The organism is Parabacteroides sp. AF39-10AC (genome assembly GCF_003635405.1).
Taxonomy (GTDB): Bacteria; Bacteroidota; Bacteroidia; order Bacteroidales; family Tannerellaceae; genus Parabacteroides; species Parabacteroides distasonis.
This window is the reverse complement of sequence record NZ_QTLP01000029.1, coordinates 31,001-46,811: the sequence shown is the minus strand read 5'-3', so window position 1 is coordinate 46,811 and position 15,811 is coordinate 31,001. Positions and strand designations below refer to the sequence as shown.

At 41.7% G+C, this 15,811-nt stretch carries 17 protein-coding genes; 3 read left to right on the top strand and 14 right to left on the bottom strand.

Going from position 1 to position 15,811, the window contains the following annotated elements; all coding sequences use genetic code 11:
• Positions 1-84 precede the first annotated feature (84 nt).
• The 9 genes from DW033_RS20505 to DW033_RS20465 all read right to left on the bottom strand — a co-directional run bounded on the left by DW033_RS20505 (position 85) and on the right by DW033_RS20465 (position 9,205).
• Positions 85-735 carry a hypothetical protein gene (locus DW033_RS20505; RefSeq protein ID WP_122383099.1) on the bottom strand — a complete coding sequence of 217 codons (651 nt, stop codon included), beginning with the start codon at positions 733-735 and terminating at the stop codon, positions 85-87.
• A gap of 24 nt (positions 736-759) precedes the next feature.
• A complete protein-coding gene (locus DW033_RS20500) occupies positions 760-2,226 on the bottom strand; it encodes a hypothetical protein (RefSeq protein WP_122368727.1) in 1,467 nt (488 codons plus the stop codon).
• 18 nt (positions 2,227-2,244) lie between these two features.
• Positions 2,245-2,877: a hypothetical protein gene (locus DW033_RS20495; RefSeq protein WP_122383098.1), complete on the bottom strand. Its 633-nt coding sequence runs from the start codon at positions 2,875-2,877 to the stop codon at positions 2,245-2,247.
• 12 nt (positions 2,878-2,889) lie between these two features.
• Complete coding sequence (locus tag DW033_RS20490) at positions 2,890-3,180, bottom strand: hypothetical protein (RefSeq protein ID WP_122383097.1); 291 nt, start codon at positions 3,178-3,180, stop codon at positions 2,890-2,892.
• 100 nt (positions 3,181-3,280) lie between these two features.
• Complete coding sequence (locus tag DW033_RS20485) at positions 3,281-3,838, bottom strand: LPP20 family lipoprotein (protein WP_122368725.1); 558 nt, start codon at positions 3,836-3,838, stop codon at positions 3,281-3,283.
• 63 nt (positions 3,839-3,901) lie between these two features.
• Entirely contained in the window at positions 3,902-5,776 is a 1,875-nt protein-coding gene (locus DW033_RS20480) for an LPP20 family lipoprotein (RefSeq protein WP_122383096.1), read from the bottom strand.
• A 4-nt stretch (positions 5,777-5,780) separates the two neighbouring features.
• Positions 5,781-7,067, bottom strand: a complete 1,287-nt coding sequence (locus DW033_RS20475) for a DUF6175 family protein (protein ID WP_146375668.1) — start codon at positions 7,065-7,067, stop codon at positions 5,781-5,783.
• A 57-nt stretch (positions 7,068-7,124) separates the two neighbouring features.
• Positions 7,125-8,036 (bottom strand): hypothetical protein, encoded by a 912-nt coding sequence (locus DW033_RS20470; protein WP_146375667.1) that lies wholly within the window; start codon positions 8,034-8,036, stop codon positions 7,125-7,127.
• A gap of 245 nt (positions 8,037-8,281) precedes the next feature.
• Entirely contained in the window at positions 8,282-9,205 is a 924-nt protein-coding gene (locus tag DW033_RS20465) for a lipocalin family protein (RefSeq protein ID WP_158595245.1), read from the bottom strand.
• 354 nt (positions 9,206-9,559) lie between these two features.
• Here DW033_RS20465 and DW033_RS20460 point away from each other — a divergent pair, with 354 nt between their 5' ends.
• From DW033_RS20460 to DW033_RS24750, 3 genes are all read left to right on the top strand, one after another.
• Positions 9,560-10,180 (top strand): Crp/Fnr family transcriptional regulator, encoded by a 621-nt coding sequence (locus DW033_RS20460; RefSeq protein WP_146375666.1) that lies wholly within the window; start codon positions 9,560-9,562, stop codon positions 10,178-10,180.
• Between the two features lie 91 nt (positions 10,181-10,271).
• The gene (gene tsaB / locus DW033_RS20455) at positions 10,272-10,988 is read left to right on the top strand and encodes a tRNA (adenosine(37)-N6)-threonylcarbamoyltransferase complex dimerization subunit type 1 TsaB (RefSeq protein ID WP_122383093.1); all 717 of its coding nucleotides are present in this window, start codon (positions 10,272-10,274) and stop codon (positions 10,986-10,988) included.
• A gap of 68 nt (positions 10,989-11,056) precedes the next feature.
• A complete protein-coding gene (locus tag DW033_RS24750; RefSeq protein ID WP_005861514.1) occupies positions 11,057-11,203 on the top strand; it encodes a hypothetical protein in 147 nt (48 codons plus the stop codon).
• A 67-nt stretch (positions 11,204-11,270) separates the two neighbouring features.
• Here DW033_RS24750 and DW033_RS20445 read toward each other — a convergent pair whose 3' ends face one another.
• From DW033_RS20445 to mce, 5 genes are read right to left on the bottom strand one after another with little or no spacing between them, the layout of a single operon-like run.
• Positions 11,271-12,431, bottom strand: a complete 1,161-nt coding sequence (locus tag DW033_RS20445) for a sodium ion-translocating decarboxylase subunit beta (protein WP_122383092.1) — start codon at positions 12,429-12,431, stop codon at positions 11,271-11,273.
• 4 nt (positions 12,432-12,435) lie between these two features.
• Entirely contained in the window at positions 12,436-12,867 is a 432-nt protein-coding gene (locus DW033_RS20440; protein WP_005865787.1) for a biotin/lipoyl-containing protein, read from the bottom strand.
• Between the two features lie 21 nt (positions 12,868-12,888).
• Positions 12,889-13,776, bottom strand: a complete 888-nt coding sequence (locus DW033_RS20435) for an OadG family transporter subunit (RefSeq protein ID WP_122383105.1) — start codon at positions 13,774-13,776, stop codon at positions 12,889-12,891.
• Positions 13,777-13,797: 21 nt separating this feature from the next.
• Complete coding sequence (locus DW033_RS20430) at positions 13,798-15,351, bottom strand: acyl-CoA carboxylase subunit beta (protein ID WP_005861522.1); 1,554 nt, start codon at positions 15,349-15,351, stop codon at positions 13,798-13,800.
• A gap of 36 nt (positions 15,352-15,387) precedes the next feature.
• Positions 15,388-15,798, bottom strand: a complete 411-nt coding sequence (gene mce, locus DW033_RS20425) for a methylmalonyl-CoA epimerase (RefSeq protein ID WP_005861524.1) — start codon at positions 15,796-15,798, stop codon at positions 15,388-15,390.
• Between the last annotated feature and the right edge of the window lie 13 nt (positions 15,799-15,811).

Sequence of the window (15,811 nt, the reverse complement as noted above, 5' to 3'; positions counted from 1 at the left end):
CTAATTATTTTGTTGATTTCTTAATCTTGCGAAGAATCAATGTGCTGGAAAAATAGAGATACTGTGTTTTTCCAGTCATAATTCTTATTTTTCTTTTCTACGGAAACCTCCTATGACTTCCTCCCAATCATCACCTTTATCATCTGTATATGTACTACCCCATTTTTTTTTCAGTTCTCTGGTATAACCATTTTCGTCTGTGATTTCAAAGTTATCATCTTCAGGCTCTTTGTTGGACTGGTCTGAACTGCTGTTGTCGAATAAGAAATCGATAAAGCCACCTTTCTTTCCACTGCTACCTGAATTGCCTAATAAGGCTCCGAAAATGAACTTAAGCATCAAATAAAGAAAGACCAAAATGATAACTAGGATAACGCCAAATATAGAAGTGCAAAGTAGTAGGAATGTAGTGATAACATAGTAAACTCCTTTTAGTGCGCCTTTCTTCTTATCTGTTGCGGTAAAAGTGAAATAGAGGATGGTGCCGATCGCCAGCGCTCCCATTATGTAGAGGGTAAGATCTTCATATGGTTTTAGAACTGAACTGATGAAAGCTAGGATAACTCCTAATATACAGCCGATAATCAATGTGATTTTATGTACGAGAAGAGTGCTTGGAGTGACTTCAACCGATAAGAGTTTCCGCACTTTGGCTTGATACCATTCGGACTTGCGAAACATAAAAAAAACTAAAGTTAATCCGATGATTAATAGAATAAAAGATTCTGCTGACATGGTGTTTAATTTTTAAGTTGTTAATTAATGAGTGATTATATTCGATATTACTTTTACTTTTGCGTCTTTCAATTGTGGCATCGCCTTTCCGATTGGCGCATTGATATAGGTGGGGTCGCAAACCGTATATCTTTTTCCGGAAACGTTCACGAAGTCACCATTTATCGGTCCGTTGAAAAGGACCGCTGTGGCCAAGTGCTGCGGGTAATTGAGCAGTACGACATCTAGTCCTAATAGCTCTCTTACCAAATAGGCGTAAAGAACAGCACGGTCTTCACAATCGCAATAGGGATAATAGAATGTCTCTTCCACGAAGAATGGTTTTTCGTATCCGAACTGTTCATGATCGGTTTGATAGAGGAATGCCGTTTGGACAAAATTCAGTAAGATGTTTGCTGCGTCTGTCTCGCTTTTCCCTTGAATAGCTTCTTGTAATGGAGGTAATATAGAGCTTGTTACCTCATCGCTTACGGGAGCGCAGGCATAGACTGTGAATTCACATTGAGGATATTCCTTATAGAAGTCAATAAGATCTTGATTTAGATTAACGGTTACTTTTACCGGATATCTTTTGGCTTCCAATGTACGGCTGAAGAGGGTTGAACTCCCTGTTTGCTTATCTTGAATATGCATGTGAATAGTCTGCGTGGAAGCGGAGAAATCTTTCTTATAGGTATAAATCTCTTGTTGGCTGAGTTTGGGAGTATTGATAATAAAGTATCTTTCCTTATCTATTGTGAGATAAGGAAAGCCGTAAACAATACAATCCGTGGAGATCATAAGGAGTAGTTGGTCCTCGGTCCGGCCGTTTTTCACTTTATAGCCGGATTGACAAAGTAAGAACATCTGCATGAACGCTATCTCGTTCTTTGCGTTTTCCCCGCAAAAATGTTGAGCGATCTTTTGGGTTAGTAGGAAGTAGGCCCAATCACAAAGATGTGATTTTTTCCGGATATGCAAGCAATCGTCTATTAGCGTTTTGTAAGGGGTTTCGCTTAGTCTGCTCCATGCTTGGGATATCTCGTTTTCCGTGATGCCGGTCAAGCGGAATGGTGCATCCAGTATTTTTGATAGGCGTAAGGATGCTCCGTAAAAGGTGAGTATAAAATGCTCATCATCCTCTTGAGGTTGCGGATTCTCATGAGGAATTGGCCGTAGGGGACGGGGCTTGTCTTCCGGATTGATTTTTAGGGGAGGAACAGTTGGTACGTTTGGTATTCGGTCGGGTTCCCGCAAAGGGTCGGTATAGACTACCGGATTTACAGGTTCAGGCTGGGTAGGAGCCTTGATAGCTTCCTCCTTAGTATAGGGTTTCCAATAGTTTTTTAGGAAGGAGGCGAATTCTTGATTTTCCTTTCTGCGGAAATCATTATATTCTTGCTTTTGTTTCTTTATGAATTCCTTATATTCCGTATATGGATCTTGTGCATACAGTTTTCCTATAGGAATAAAGGTATGAATGCAAATTAGTATCAATAGAGCTTTTCTCATGGTATAGGAGATTTAAGTTTATTGGATCGTCTGAATCGACCAATCCAAGAAAATATGGTTGTTCTGTATGCTCAAGATGACCGGTCTGGCAGATAAGGAGCAACAGTTTTTTTCTCTGTATAACTGTTGGTTCGTATCTTGATAGCTCTCAAAAACTTCTTGGATGGTTACTCCCGGAAAGTCAAAGTTTGTGAGGGCATCGTTTAGTGATTCCAGCAGGGTACTCCAATATCCGCTTGAAAGAGGATATTCTTTTTTTTCTTGTGCCAGCAGCGTTCCTTTATCCTTGTATAGATATAGATCGGTCGGAAGAGGAAGCGAAATGTCATTGATTTGTGTGGAGATGATTAGCTTTTCTTTGTTCCCTTTGAGCGTGAATGAATGATTTTTGAGGATCGAGTCATTGTCGCAGCGTATCGAAAGAGATAGTCTTTCCTCTTGTCGTTCATGGGATTCTTGGCTGGTACTTAGCATGAATTCATAAAAAGAAGAGAGCGTACGTTGCTCCTTGCCTTGGCTATTTACGGTGAGCCAGACGAACTGTTCCCCATATATTGAGGTGTGTTCTCGGATGACGGAAAAAGAATAGGTCTGAGGCTCGGAATGTAGTGTCGCCATGACCATCATTTTCTCGTGTTTGTAATCATTCATATTGGTGGCGACTTAATTTATGATGAAATAGTCCGTCAGCATACTCATATGTGTGCCTCGCTTTAGCGAATACAGGAATAAGGCCCGTTGTATGGCTTGTTCCCGGGCGATTTCCGGGCATAGTCCGGGATCTGAAGTACCCATGGTTTCCTCATCTCGTAAAGCCAATGGAAAATCATGTGGGATATTTTCCAAATACCCACTAGCCCAATGATATGATTGCGTATAGTTCTCATTATCTTGGGCAAATAGGGCTGAGAACCCTGATAGGAAAAGGACTAAATGTATAAGCCGTTTGCTCATTCTTCGTCTTTAGGTGATTGGTAAACCGTTTGGCCGTCCCCCTTACTTCGGTGAAGAAGTGAGAGGGGACGGGTGGAACAGTTAGTTAAACATAGTAACTTTAATTTTCCTTGCTCATCTCTTCCTCGAATACTTTTTTGAATTTCTCGTACTCGAAGTCAATTCGAAGTTTATCATCATTCTTGATGGAATTGCTGATTCCTTCCAAAAGTTCGTTGCCGGCTAGTTCTAGTGCGATATACACCTTATATTTATTATCCGGAGTTCTCATTGTTTGTTCGCAAATCGTTCGCAACCCGTTTAGCTTCTGTTGTACGGTAGTTCGTGCGATGTCTTGAAAACGTCTTTTACTCTCGTCATTTTCACCATTTTGATAAGAAGACGTATAGTCTTCCACCATAGCTTTTACTTTAGCCTCGATAGCGGTAGCTATTTCCGTACGGGCAGATGACTGCGCTTTCTTTTTGGCGATAGTCATATCCGTAGATAACCCCATGGCGCTAGCCCGTATATATTGGCTATTGGTCATGTATTCAGGACCGGAGCAAGGTACGATCACGGCGACATCTTGTTGCGCTACGCTTTTAGGACCTCCACATGCGGTTAATAAAAAGACGATCCCCATCGCCATTCCCATTACATAATTTAATCGTTTCATTTTTATTCTTTTTTAATTAAAAGCCTACTCTATCATTGGGTTTTTCGGCCTCCCCCCTTATTGCTATTCTAAGTTCCTGAGTTTGATCGTTCGATGATTCGTATTCGTGAGCTGGAAAAGAGCGATCTTTCCCGTCTTCATTATCTCTACTTCCAATAAAGTAGGGGTATTGGGTACAATGGTAGCTTGTATGCCATAGCTGTCTGATTTGGAACCAATTTTCACGGTGATACATTTCATTTCCTCCCCATTTCCATTGACGATGAGCAGCTCACGGTTATACAGGCCTAGCTTGTAATCTTCTTGATTCTTGTTCTCTATGTTGAATCTAAGAAACGTACGGTCGCTCATATCTTTTTTCCCATTATAACTTATGAATATCCCCGGCTCCAACTCCGCTTCTGTTTTTTTCTTGGCAAGAGTAGGAGAGACCGTAGATTGAGGTTTCTCCACCGGTGTCTGGCTTGTGGGTTTAGGATGTATCACAATGACAGGTTGGCTGGGTGGGGTGCTTACATGGCTCGGTCGCTTAGGTGCCGGTGGTGTATCATTTACTTGAGGGATTTCCCCGTTCGTATCTATTTTTACCTCTTTCAATTGTTTGCCAAGTTCTCTGTTGATTATTTTCATGGCTTCTCGAATAGCAGAATTACGTGCGTTCGCTATTGATGTATTTGCGGGAGATAAAGTCCTCTTTTTTTCCAATAGGTAATTTAACAGGATAGCGCCACTGCGGTTATTTTTGATTTGTATACTTATCGTGGTGAAATATTCTTTCATGTTGTATATATCTCCTTCCACGATATTCCCTTGTGAAAAATCACTTTGGATGAGTATAAGGACATCCGCTTTGTTCTGAGAGTCAGTGATGTCAAAGTAATTATTCGTCAGTAGATTATGTATTCCTCTGACTAGACCTTCATTTCCTTGTTGCTTGGATTGGATATACGCACGGATGTTCTTCTCCGAATCGCTACTTACCAACACTTGGCATCTGGGCGTATTGGCTGATAACTGTCGCTTTAGGGTGTTGAACAGAGGGTTCTTGATCTGCGTGAATGGGTGTATGTCCAGCGTAAAAAGAATCTCTTGGTTCGTGTTCTTTGAAGTGATATTCTGTAGATAAACAGTTGTTTCCCCATTGTCATCCGTTGGGATGATCTCTGATAATGAGCCTCCGCCGGAGTTGAATTCTCCTTTGATGGGTAAATTTCTTAATGGAATATTGTTTTTGTGTATGGTTAGTATGATCGGGGTACGGGAGGCTTGAAATGCGCTCGCTTGGATTTCCGAATTGGACGGTTTTAGCTGGATACCATCGAACACGCTTTGCAGTGAGGTATATAGGGCGTTGCCTACTAAAATGGTCTGTCCTTCATAAGAGCAGCTTAGATCCTCGTTAACGCAGGGTTCGATAGCGGTCAAACCCTGCATGAATAAGTCTATAGCGGTCAATAGATCACCTTGCCGCAAGGCGTTCTCCCCGTTATACCAAAAATCGAATCCTTGCCGGATTGCTAGTTCCCTGCGCTTCTGTACTTGCTCGGCGTATGTCTCTTTGTCGAGGCGGTAATAGACCCAATAATTTTGTTCGTCTTGCCAGTTGTCTACTTGTTCGAAATCCTTGATATGTTGTTTCACGGATGTTTGGATGATCTCCGAGAAGTAGGAGGATACAGATTCGTCCTCCTTTTCCAAGGTCGTCATTAAGGAGCTAGCCTCTACCTTGATCTCGATCTCGGAGACAAGTTCGGCTATCGCGTTTTGTTTCGCTACTTGTTGGTAGTTGGGAGAAGACTTCGAGGCGCTTCCTATACCAATATAAAAGATAGTCCCGTTGGGGCGTTCTGTCAACCAGTCCGGCTTTTTCTCCGCATGTATAGTGATTGACAGGCTGCTTATAAGTAGCCAACTGATCAGTGCTATAATGTATCTCATATGTTTATTGTATCGTTATATAATAGGTTTTACCGCTTTGCCTACGATTGCAACTAATGCCTAACTCATCACGCAAATAGGTATACAAACTCAAGATGAATTCTTGCTCTTGCCCTTGCTGTATTTGAACTTGGTCAAACTTGATATATTCATCTACGCTTCCAGCCAGATGGTATTTTCCGTTAAAGGCATGTTTTTTTATCCATAGGGTTAATACGTCGGCTAGTGGAAAACCCATGCTACCTACTTCGGTGCTCATATCGATGGCCGATTCCGGGGCGATGGCGAAATTGATGGCATATTGGTTCCCATCCGTGATCTTGCTTGCCCAATTGCTGGTAAGCTGCTGGATGAAACCATCTAAGCAATTCTCTAGGGCTCTGTCGTAAAGATTCGCGATTATGTAATCTCTGTAACGTTTTGATTTCCCTTCGGCAGAGCTGAGCAAGTTGCCGGTTGATACCTCATAAGCTTTTAGGTTTACGACCCCCATACCGCCATCCGGCCTCCTGTTATTCGCTAGGTCGACCGTGATATATACGTCAGCTTGGGTTTGATTGATAAGCTGTTTATCGTTTGACATGACTGTCTTGTCCATCTCGAATTGCAGGTCTCTTTCTGCGGCAGCCACTACCGCTAGGAAATCTTTAACCTCATATTTCTTGGTTTTTAGCATCGCCTCGATACGTGTGATCGCATTTCGTATTTCATAATCATTTTTTAATATGCCGCTATAGGTGGTTCCTTCCGGTTTGAAAGGAACGACGGTCAACGTGAATTGAGGTATCTCTTGGCGGATCTCAGTCGTGTTCATTCTTTCCAAGTCCTTTTTTATGACTTTGGAACGAAGCATGTCTTTATATAAGGCATCTGTTTTTAATTCGAATTGTATGGTTGCCTTAAATTGTCTTGTGGGCATTTTTTCAGGGGAGCCGTTGACTTCTGTTACTAGACCGATAAATTGAGTGTATCGGTTTTCCTTAAATATGCGTTTTACATAATCTTTCTGTTCTTGGGTCTCTAACTCTCCAATGAGGGGCATATCATCATTTAGTCCTGCAATGCCGGAAAAGAAATAAGTGTCGAAGGCTGATAGTATAGCCATGGCTACAGCCTCTTTTTTCTTCTCGTGGATACCGGACGAAAGGATGATAGCGGTTCTCCCTTGGTCAGATACCAAGGTAGCGTCGTTCGTGAAATTTTCACTGGATTGAGCAGAGACCGTATTTGGGATTATTAAGCAAATTCCTAGAATATAGGCATACAAGTAAATGATAAATTTGTTTCGCATATCCAATGTCGTTATTGAAAAGGCCATGGGCTGCAGAAATGCGGCCCATGACTGAATTTATAAACTAATAATACTGCCGTTAGATTTAGAACGAGATTCGATGGATAATGACTGGTTTTCCTCTAGGGCTTGTATTTTCTCAAGGATCACCTTTCCTTCTTTGGTTACATTACATAATGAAATATCATCACCTTCAACAGCTTTCACTTTCAGCTCTCCTATTTTTTTTCGGCTATTTCTTCCAGCGATTACTCGTTGCTCAAATACATCGAAGATATCTCCCTTTTTCACGCCACTTGTTTCTCCAAGGCTAATGTATACTTCTTCTGCTTTTCCTTTTTTCTCGGATGCGACTTCAAGGATCGTTCCTTTTAATGGAAAACATCCTTCTGCAAACGATTTGGCCTTATTCTTAAGAACTTTACTAGCGTTGGCAATAGCTTCTTCTTCGGTGTTTCCTATTGTTGTTTCTTTGCCAATGCCTGTTAAATCTATAAGGGCGTTTCCTTCAGTTGTGATTGTCTTTGTCTCTGTAATGGTTCCACTCGCTACATCGATAATGTTGGCAGAAACATTGATGGCTGCGTCGTAGTAATAACTACCATCACTATATTTTTTTCGGACAGCTTCTACATGAGTGATAGTTCCTGCAATTACCCAACGAGCGTTCATATTCCTTAAGACTGTGAAGCCATATTCCTCCTCGGATACGGAGGCATCGGCTGCTCTTTTAGTCATTTCAGCTTGGAATTGGGCATCCGACTTTAAATCTTTTACGATGAGCCTTTTAGCGTCTATCAATCCTTCTATTATGTTGTTGCGGATGGCGGCGATGGTAGAGCCCTCTAAATTGCCGCTGCCTTTAAACTCATTTACAAAAACGATTTCTTTGCCGGTTGTTTCTGTTGTTTGTGCTCTCATACTGAACGCTCCGATCAATAAGAGAAGTAGAAGTGCGATTCGATTCATAATCATTTTTTTGTTTAATGTTATTTTGGTAATAATGTTTGTTATCTTCGTAATACCCCATGACTCAAGAGTCGGCTATATAATTTTTTACAAAATTATAAGGTAAAAAGGATAAAAATCTTGTCTTAGATTAACTTTTCGATTGTATGATCATTAATGTCACATAGTAATAGGTCTAGCCGAATATAAAGACATTAATTTTGTGTGAATCCTTGATCAAAGACCGTTTCTGTCGAGATACTGAGTTATTCTTTTTCGAATATCAATTCTCCGGATGAGGTTTCTTCTGGAAAATAGACGAAGGTAAGAATCATCTTCTTATTGTTTAGTTCAACAACTGTATATTGGTTCTCCATATTATCGCCTGTTATTTTTAGTCGCATGACAATCGTGTTACTCATTAGGGAATAATTAGATTGATTTTTTTTAGATGTGTATACCTCGGTCAATTTATATGCGTTTCCTCCATTGGATGTTTCGGTAAAGATGAGTTTACATTGGGCTAATGGAACGGATTGGCCCTCTTTTTTCTCGGAAACCAATCGCCAAGTTCCTTTGAGATTGTCTGGGGTTAGTTTATTGCTTGATTCTGCCCGGATCATTTCTTCCGGACTAGGGTCTGTCACAGAGTCGACATGCTTGGATAAAAAGTACCCAATACCTATATATAGAGCTGTACTACAAACAAGCGTTATGATTAAAGGAATACGTTTTTCCTCATTTGCCATTTTTAGAAGTAAGCGAAATGATGCGAATAAACCTCCCACAATTACGATTCCCGCAACGTATGGTAGCAGGAATATCGCTATCTCTATCAAAAAATATAAGGCATAGTAGATAATAAGCGTGACTATCGCAGGCTTGATAATGAAATTACTTAATAATGTAGCTATACAACCATCCGTAGCGTTCTCTTCCTTGTGACCATCGGCGTATGTGTCCACCGCTTTATAATCATCCCAGCCTGTACCAAAAGAGATGATAAGGCCTATGATGAATAGCCCTCCAAACCAACTGCCTCCTTCAAAAACATTCGAGTCGATAGGGTTGTCGGAGATTGATAAAGCTCCTTGGTAGATTGAGTAAATACTCCAAATACAAACTCCTGCTGTTATGATCAAGTATATGATAATTAATAGCTTGTTTTGTTTGATTGTTGTGTTTTCCATAATCATAAGTTGTTTTTGTTGGCCAAATATAAAGATTAGATATAAGATAAATCTTATCCGATATTAAGATTTGTTCTAGGGTATAATGGGTTAAGAGGGGATTTGTAGATACTGATGCCTTAGTCCTATCGGAACTAATACAATAATATTTTCGCAAAAATACAATATATATAATGTAGAGCCTATTACTTTTTGTTGAAATTTTAATAAAAATACGATTTGATAGTCCTACTATATTTCCGCAAGTGTGCCTTTCTTATATCTTTTTCAATTTGAGCATATTGTAATTCCGCTATTTGAAATAGTTCCGATAGGACTAAATTTATTGTTAAATGATACTAAACGTAAACTATTGTGAAACAAAGAATAGATCTTTTTCCAGACCGGGCTTATGAGAGATTGTTTACTTTGGTCAGTGAATATGTACCAGTCTCGGATCGTTTCCGTGAATTGATTTATGAGAGGAGCTATATGGTCTCTTTTGCCAAAGAGGAATTATTACAAGAGGAGGGAAAGCTCTGTAATTCACTTTTTTTTATTGCTGGAGGTTTTTGTGCTTCTTATTATAGTACGGTAACGAAGGAGTGTATATTAGGCTTTTTCGAAGAGGGGCAATTCTGCACCTCTTGGTATAGTTTCCAAAGTAAAAGAAAATCTTTTATGGCGATAAAAGCGGTAGTGGATACGGCTGCCGTGGTAATCTCATATGAGCATTATGACTTTATATTAAGGGAATGTCCGGAATTCGCTTATGTCATTTGTAGGGTCTTGTCAAATATAATCCAAGTAGGTGAAGAGAGGAGCTATGTACTGCGTAGCCGATCCGCCCGAGGACGGGTGCAATATTATAAAGATAATCATGATATCTATTATTTAATGAAGCATGTTCCACAGTATAGCATCGCTTCTTTCTTAAATATGACACCGGAAACCTTTTCGAAGATAATCTCCGAACGTGATAAAGATAGAAAGTGATTTTTTGTATACCTTTGCGACATAATCTAATTATAATGTTGGTATTCCTATAGAAGAGATGCTAACTATCAACTGTTAATAGTCTATTATTATGTCATTGATCTTAAATATCGAGACATCCACTTCCGTATGTTCAGTAGCCCTGTCGGAAGGGGAGGAGGTGGTCTTTGAGAAGGCTTCCTTTGAGGGGCCGTCTCATGCGGCGTTATTGGGCGTTTATATGGAAGAGGCATTAGAAGCCGCGAAGTCGAAAGGGATAAAACTGGATGCCGTGGCGGTAAGTAGCGGACCCGGATCTTATACGGGGTTACGCATCGGGGTGTCTGTGGCTAAAGGATTATGCTTTGGGTATGGTATTCCTTTGATCGGTATTCATACGCTGGATATTTTAGCGTCTGCCGCTATCCGGAAAAATAAGGAGGAGGCCGATTGCTTGTATTGCGCTATGTTGGATGCCCGTCGTATGGAAGTCTACTCTTCGATTTATGATTCCCATCTCAACACGATACGTGCCACGACTGTTGATATCGTAGATGCTGATTCGTATGCTTCTTTTTTAGAGAACGGTAAGGTTTGTTTCTTTGGAGACGGTGCCGCTAAATGTGAGACGGTAATCACTTCTTCGAACGCCTGTTTTATAGATGGTATCTATCCATTAGCTGTAAATATGGCATCCTTGTCGCAGCAAGCATATGATGATGGCCGTTTTGAGAATGTGGCTTATTTTGAGCCTTTCTATTTGAAAGAATTCCAAGCAACGATCGCTAAGAACAAAGTGCTGAACGAGGCGTTAGGGAAAAACAAATAAGAGTAAGGGTACACAACCAAATTCATGTTCCGGCTGTTTATTCTAAAATGAATAAATCAGTTAAAGACATGAGAAAGAAAAGTGTGAATACGCTATTGGTATTTGGTGTGGTTGTCGCTATAATCCTTTTGATGATCTGGTTGTTCCTCGGGACAACGTTGGTGGAGGATACGAGTACGGAGATTAGTCCGGTTCCTATAGAGCAAGCTAACTGAGAACAATAACATAAAAAGGCGGGATCCTTTCGGACCTCGCCTTTTTTAATATAGATAGTTGTTTTTATTAACCAAGGAATCCTAGCAAGATACCGGCAGCTACAGCGGAACCGATTACACCTGCTACGTTCGGACCCATAGCGTGCATCAACAAGTAGTTGGTCGGGTCATATTCCAAACCTACAACTTGTGAGATACGAGCTGAGTCAGGAACGGCGGATACACCGGCGTTACCGATAAGCGGATTGATCTTATTGCCGTCTTTCAATATTAAATTGAATAACTTAACGAACAATACACCGGCGCAAGTAGCGATCACGAATGATAACGCACCTAGACCGAAGATCTTGATAGAGTTCAATGTCAAGAACTGTGTAGCTTGGGTAGAAGCACCTACCGTGATACCCAATAAGATCGTGATTGTATCGATCAGCGGACCACGAGCAGTCTCTGCCAAACGACGAGTCACGCCACTTTCTTTCAATAAGTTTCCGAAGAATAGCATACCTAACAATGGTAAACCGGACGGAACCAAGAAGCAAGTAAGCAACAAACCAACGATCGGGAAGATAATTTTTTCCGTGGAAGAAACGGCTCTCGGCGGTTTCATACGGATCAAACGCTCTTTCTTAGTCGTAAGCAATCTCATGAACGGCGGTTGGATAATAGGAACCAACGCCATGTATGAGTAAGCGGATACCGCGATCGCACCCATTAAGTTTGGCGCTAACTTAGAAGACAGGAAGATAGCCGTCGGACCGTCAGCACCACCGATAATACCGATAGCACCTGCTTGGTTCGGCTCAAATCCCATTTGAAGAGCAATCGTATAAGCACCAAAGATACCGAACTGAGCCGCTGCACCGATCAACATCAACTTAGGATTGGAGATCAATGCGGAGAAGTCGGTCATGGCCCCGATACCGAGGAAGATCAATGGCGGATACCATCCAGAGGTCACACCCTGATAGAGGATGTTCAGTACAGACCCTTGCTCATAAATACCTACCTGAAGACCTGCGTCCTTGAAAGGGATATTACCGATCAAGATACCAAATCCGATAGGGATCAAAAGCATCGGTTCAAACTCATATTTAATCGCCAGGAATATAAACAACAGACCTACCATAATCATGATGAGATGTCCCGGAGTAGCGTTGTATACACCTGTATAGGTAAGGAACAGTTGTAAGTTCTCACCTAAGAATGTTAAAAAGCTCTCTTGCATAGTCTTATCCGATTACTACGAGATCAGCACCTTCTAGCACAGAGTCTCCCTTGTGTACTTTAATTTCTATAATCTTACCGTCACGGTCTGCGTTGATGTTGTTCTCCATCTTCATAGCCTCAAGGATAATCAATGTTTGACCTCTCTTCACGGTATCACCTACGTTGCACTTAACCTGCAAGATAACACCTGGTAGCGGAGTCTTAACAGCGCCTTGTGTAGTAGAGGCTGCCGGACGAGTAACTACAGGGTCGCCACTTGCTGTTGTCGGCGCTTGAGCCGGACGTTTCAATGTAACCATTTGTTTCTTCGCCGGTTTCTCTAATTTTACTTGATAAGGTGTACCATTTACTTCAACATCTGCGATGTCATCCACTACAGAATTGATGTGTACTTTATATACGTTACCGTTAATGGTATATTTAAAACTTTTCATTCTTTGTTCGTTTTTAGATAATTACTTATGTGGGGTTTGACGCAAACCGTAGAGTTTTGAACTCCAAGGAGAATAAGTCCTTTGTACCTTGTGGATCGTAAGAACCGTGTGCTCGATGTCATGATTGTCATCACTCATCTCGTACAAAGCGGTAGCGATAGCGGCGAAGATCTCACCAGACTCTTGTCCGGCGTCAACCGATACACTTGTTGTTCCCGCAGCTTTCTGAGCGTTACGTTTGCTCGCGGATATAGACAATCTACCGATCTGTTTAAAGATGATGTATAACAAAAATAATCCCAAGAACACTACAGCCATAGCGGTAATGGTCATACCGATACCTAAAGAGTCATTCTGTTTGAAATTATCGATTTTCTCATTAGAATCCAATGTTAGGTTATTCGTACTGGGAGTAACTTTCTTCAGCTGTGCCCATTCATCTTTACCATCGATCACTCTACCGTAACTGATATCAGCCATTTGTCCGGCAGGGATCGTAACTTCGTCGATCAATGTTTTACCATCTGCATCATACAGAGCTATATAATTCTCTTTAAACGGGTCTAATACGAAGTTTACGTGGAAAGTACCCCGACTCGGTTCTCCGTCCGCCCAGAACAATGAGTGCTGGCGGGGTTGGATCTGAGTTAATACGTCTCCCTTCGGGATCGGATATTTCATGGGATTGTTTTTGTCGTCTGTCAAATAACATCCCGCGATATTTACCGTTCCGGCCGAAGTGTTGAACAACTCAATCCAGCCATGACGTTTGCCATAGTCATCAACGAAGTTATCCTCGTTGATAACCAATACTTCATTAATACGCATGGAGGTTGCGCGCTGTGCCTTTGCCCCGAATGAAATGAGCAAAGCGAACAGTAGCAATACCCCTATTTTCTTATTTATCATATTCATCTCCTGTTTTACGGATTATAGAGGCAGGTTATCATGTTTCTTAGCAGGATTGCTTAACTTCTTAGTCTGCAATTGCTGCAAAGCACGAATAATACGGAAACGAGTGTTACGCGGTTCGATAACATCGTCGATATAACCGTATTGAGCTGCGTTATAAGGATTAGCGAATGCTTTCTTATATTCAGCTTCTTTCTCTGCTGCGCATGCTTTCGGATCTTCAGCGGCTGCTACTTCCTTGGCGAAGATAACCTCTACGGCACCGCTCGGGCCCATAACGGCGATCTCGGCTGTCGGCCATGCGTAATTCATATCACCACGTAAATGTTTAGAACTCATCACGCAATAAGCTCCACCGTAAGACTTACGCAATGTAACGGTAATCTTAGGAACGGTAGCCTCACCATAAGCGTAAAGCAATTTAGCGCCGTGAAGGATTACACCGTTGTATTCCTGACCTGTACCCGGAAGGAATCCCGGAACGTCAACCAATGTTACCAAAGGAATATTGAAAGCGTCGCAGAAACGAACGAAGCGACCTGCTTTACGAGATGCGTTGCTATCCAAGCATCCTGCCATAACCTTCGGCTGGTTGGCTACGATACCGACGGATTGTCCGTTGAAACGAGCGAAACCTACGATGATATTCTTAGCGTAGTCCGCATGGACCTCTAGGAACTCGTTGTTATCGACGATTGTACCGATAACCTCATACATATCGTAAGATTGGTTGGCGTTATCGGGAATGATATCGTTCAATACATCATCCAGACGATCGATCGGGTCTTTGCACTCAACTAACGGAGTTTCTTCCAAGTTGTTCTGTGGTAAGAAACTGAGCAATTTACGGATCAATTGCAAACCATCCTCTTCTGTATCGACAGCGAAATGGGCTACACCCGATTTCGTGGTGTGTACGCTGGCTCCACCCAACTGCTCTTGGGTTACATCCTCACCTGTTACGGTTTTTACTACTTTCGGACCTGTCAAGAACATGTAGCTGGTACCACGTGTCATGATGTTGAAGTCTGTCAAAGCCGGAGAATAAACGGCTCCACCGGCGCAAGGGCCGAAGATACCGGAAATCTGGGGAACAACACCAGATGCCAAGATGTTACGTTGGAAAATCTCTGCGTATCCTGCCAAGGCGTTTACACCTTCTTGGATACGAGCTCCACCGGAGTCGTTCAAACCGATAACGGGAGCGCCCATCTTCATGGCTTGATCCATTACTTTACAGATCTTCATAGCCAAAGCCTCAGACAAGGCTCCACCGAATACGGTGAAATCTTGAGCGAAGATATATACCAAACGTCCGTCGATCGTACCATAACCTGTTACGATACCATCGCCTAAATATTTAGTTTTCTCGATACCGAAGTTTGTACAACGGTGTTGAACAAACATGTCGAATTCCTCGAAACTACCTTCGTCAAGCAACATGGCGATACGCTCACGAGCGGTATATTTGCCTTTTTTGTGCTGTGATTCGATTCTTTTCTCTCCTCCACCCAAACGAGCTTGCTCACGAAGTGCGATGAGCTCTTTTACTTTTTCAAGCTGGTTACTCATTGTATTTTGATTTGTTGTTAGAAATGAACGGATTAATTATTTGTTGCCCGGCATGCAAAGTTCTGTCAATACGCTGCAAGTTGATTTCGGGTGAAGGAAAGCGATGTTCAAGCCTTCCGCGCCACCACGGGGAGCTTTATCGATTAATTTAACGCCTTTTTCCTCAGCCTCGTTCAAAGCTGCCTGTACATCAGGTACCGCAAATGCGATATGGTGGATACCTTCACCTTTTTTCTCGATAAATTTCGCAATCGTGCTATCTTCGCTGGTCGGCTCTAGTAATTCAATCTTAGTCTGTCCTACCTTGAAAAATGCGGTTTTTACTTTTTGGTCTGCTACTACTTCGATATTGTAGCATTTTAATCCAAGAACGCCTTCATAATAGGGTAAACAAGCCTCGATACTCTTCACTGCGATACCTAAATGTTCGATATGTGTAAGTTCCATGTCAATAATAATT

What these genes read in the sequence shown, in the direction of transcription:
- mce (WP_005861524.1), bottom strand. Translation starts at nt 15,798, where the DNA reads ATGGAACTTACACATATCGAACATTTAGGTATCGCAGTGAAGAGTATC.
- DW033_RS20445 (WP_122383092.1), bottom strand. Translation starts at nt 12,431, where the DNA reads ATGCAAGAGAGCTTTTTAACATTCTTAGGTGAGAACTTACAACTGTTC.
- DW033_RS24750 (WP_005861514.1), top strand. Translation starts at nt 11,057, where the DNA reads ATGAGAAAGAAAAGTGTGAATACGCTATTGGTATTTGGTGTGGTTGTC.
- DW033_RS20485 (WP_122368725.1), bottom strand. Translation starts at nt 3,838, where the DNA reads ATGAAACGATTAAATTATGTAATGGGAATGGCGATGGGGATCGTCTTT.
- DW033_RS20470 (WP_146375667.1), bottom strand. Translation starts at nt 8,036, where the DNA reads ATGAATCGAATCGCACTTCTACTTCTCTTATTGATCGGAGCGTTCAGT.
- DW033_RS20440 (WP_005865787.1), bottom strand. Translation starts at nt 12,867, where the DNA reads ATGAAAAGTTTTAAATATACCATTAACGGTAACGTATATAAAGTACAC.
- tsaB (WP_122383093.1), top strand. Translation starts at nt 10,272, where the DNA reads ATGTCATTGATCTTAAATATCGAGACATCCACTTCCGTATGTTCAGTA.
- DW033_RS20475 (WP_146375668.1), bottom strand. Translation starts at nt 7,067, where the DNA reads ATGCGAAACAAATTTATCATTTACTTGTATGCCTATATTCTAGGAATT.
- DW033_RS20495 (WP_122383098.1), bottom strand. Translation starts at nt 2,877, where the DNA reads ATGAATGATTACAAACACGAGAAAATGATGGTCATGGCGACACTACAT.
- DW033_RS20430 (WP_005861522.1), bottom strand. Translation starts at nt 15,351, where the DNA reads ATGAGTAACCAGCTTGAAAAAGTAAAAGAGCTCATCGCACTTCGTGAG.
- DW033_RS20435 (WP_122383105.1), bottom strand. Translation starts at nt 13,776, where the DNA reads ATGATAAATAAGAAAATAGGGGTATTGCTACTGTTCGCTTTGCTCATT.
- DW033_RS20480 (WP_122383096.1), bottom strand. Translation starts at nt 5,776, where the DNA reads ATGAGATACATTATAGCACTGATCAGTTGGCTACTTATAAGCAGCCTG.
- DW033_RS20490 (WP_122383097.1), bottom strand. Translation starts at nt 3,180, where the DNA reads ATGAGCAAACGGCTTATACATTTAGTCCTTTTCCTATCAGGGTTCTCA.
- DW033_RS20500 (WP_122368727.1), bottom strand. Translation starts at nt 2,226, where the DNA reads ATGAGAAAAGCTCTATTGATACTAATTTGCATTCATACCTTTATTCCT.
- DW033_RS20505 (WP_122383099.1), bottom strand. Translation starts at nt 735, where the DNA reads ATGTCAGCAGAATCTTTTATTCTATTAATCATCGGATTAACTTTAGTT.
- DW033_RS20465 (WP_158595245.1), bottom strand. Translation starts at nt 9,205, where the DNA reads ATGGAAAACACAACAATCAAACAAAACAAGCTATTAATTATCATATAC.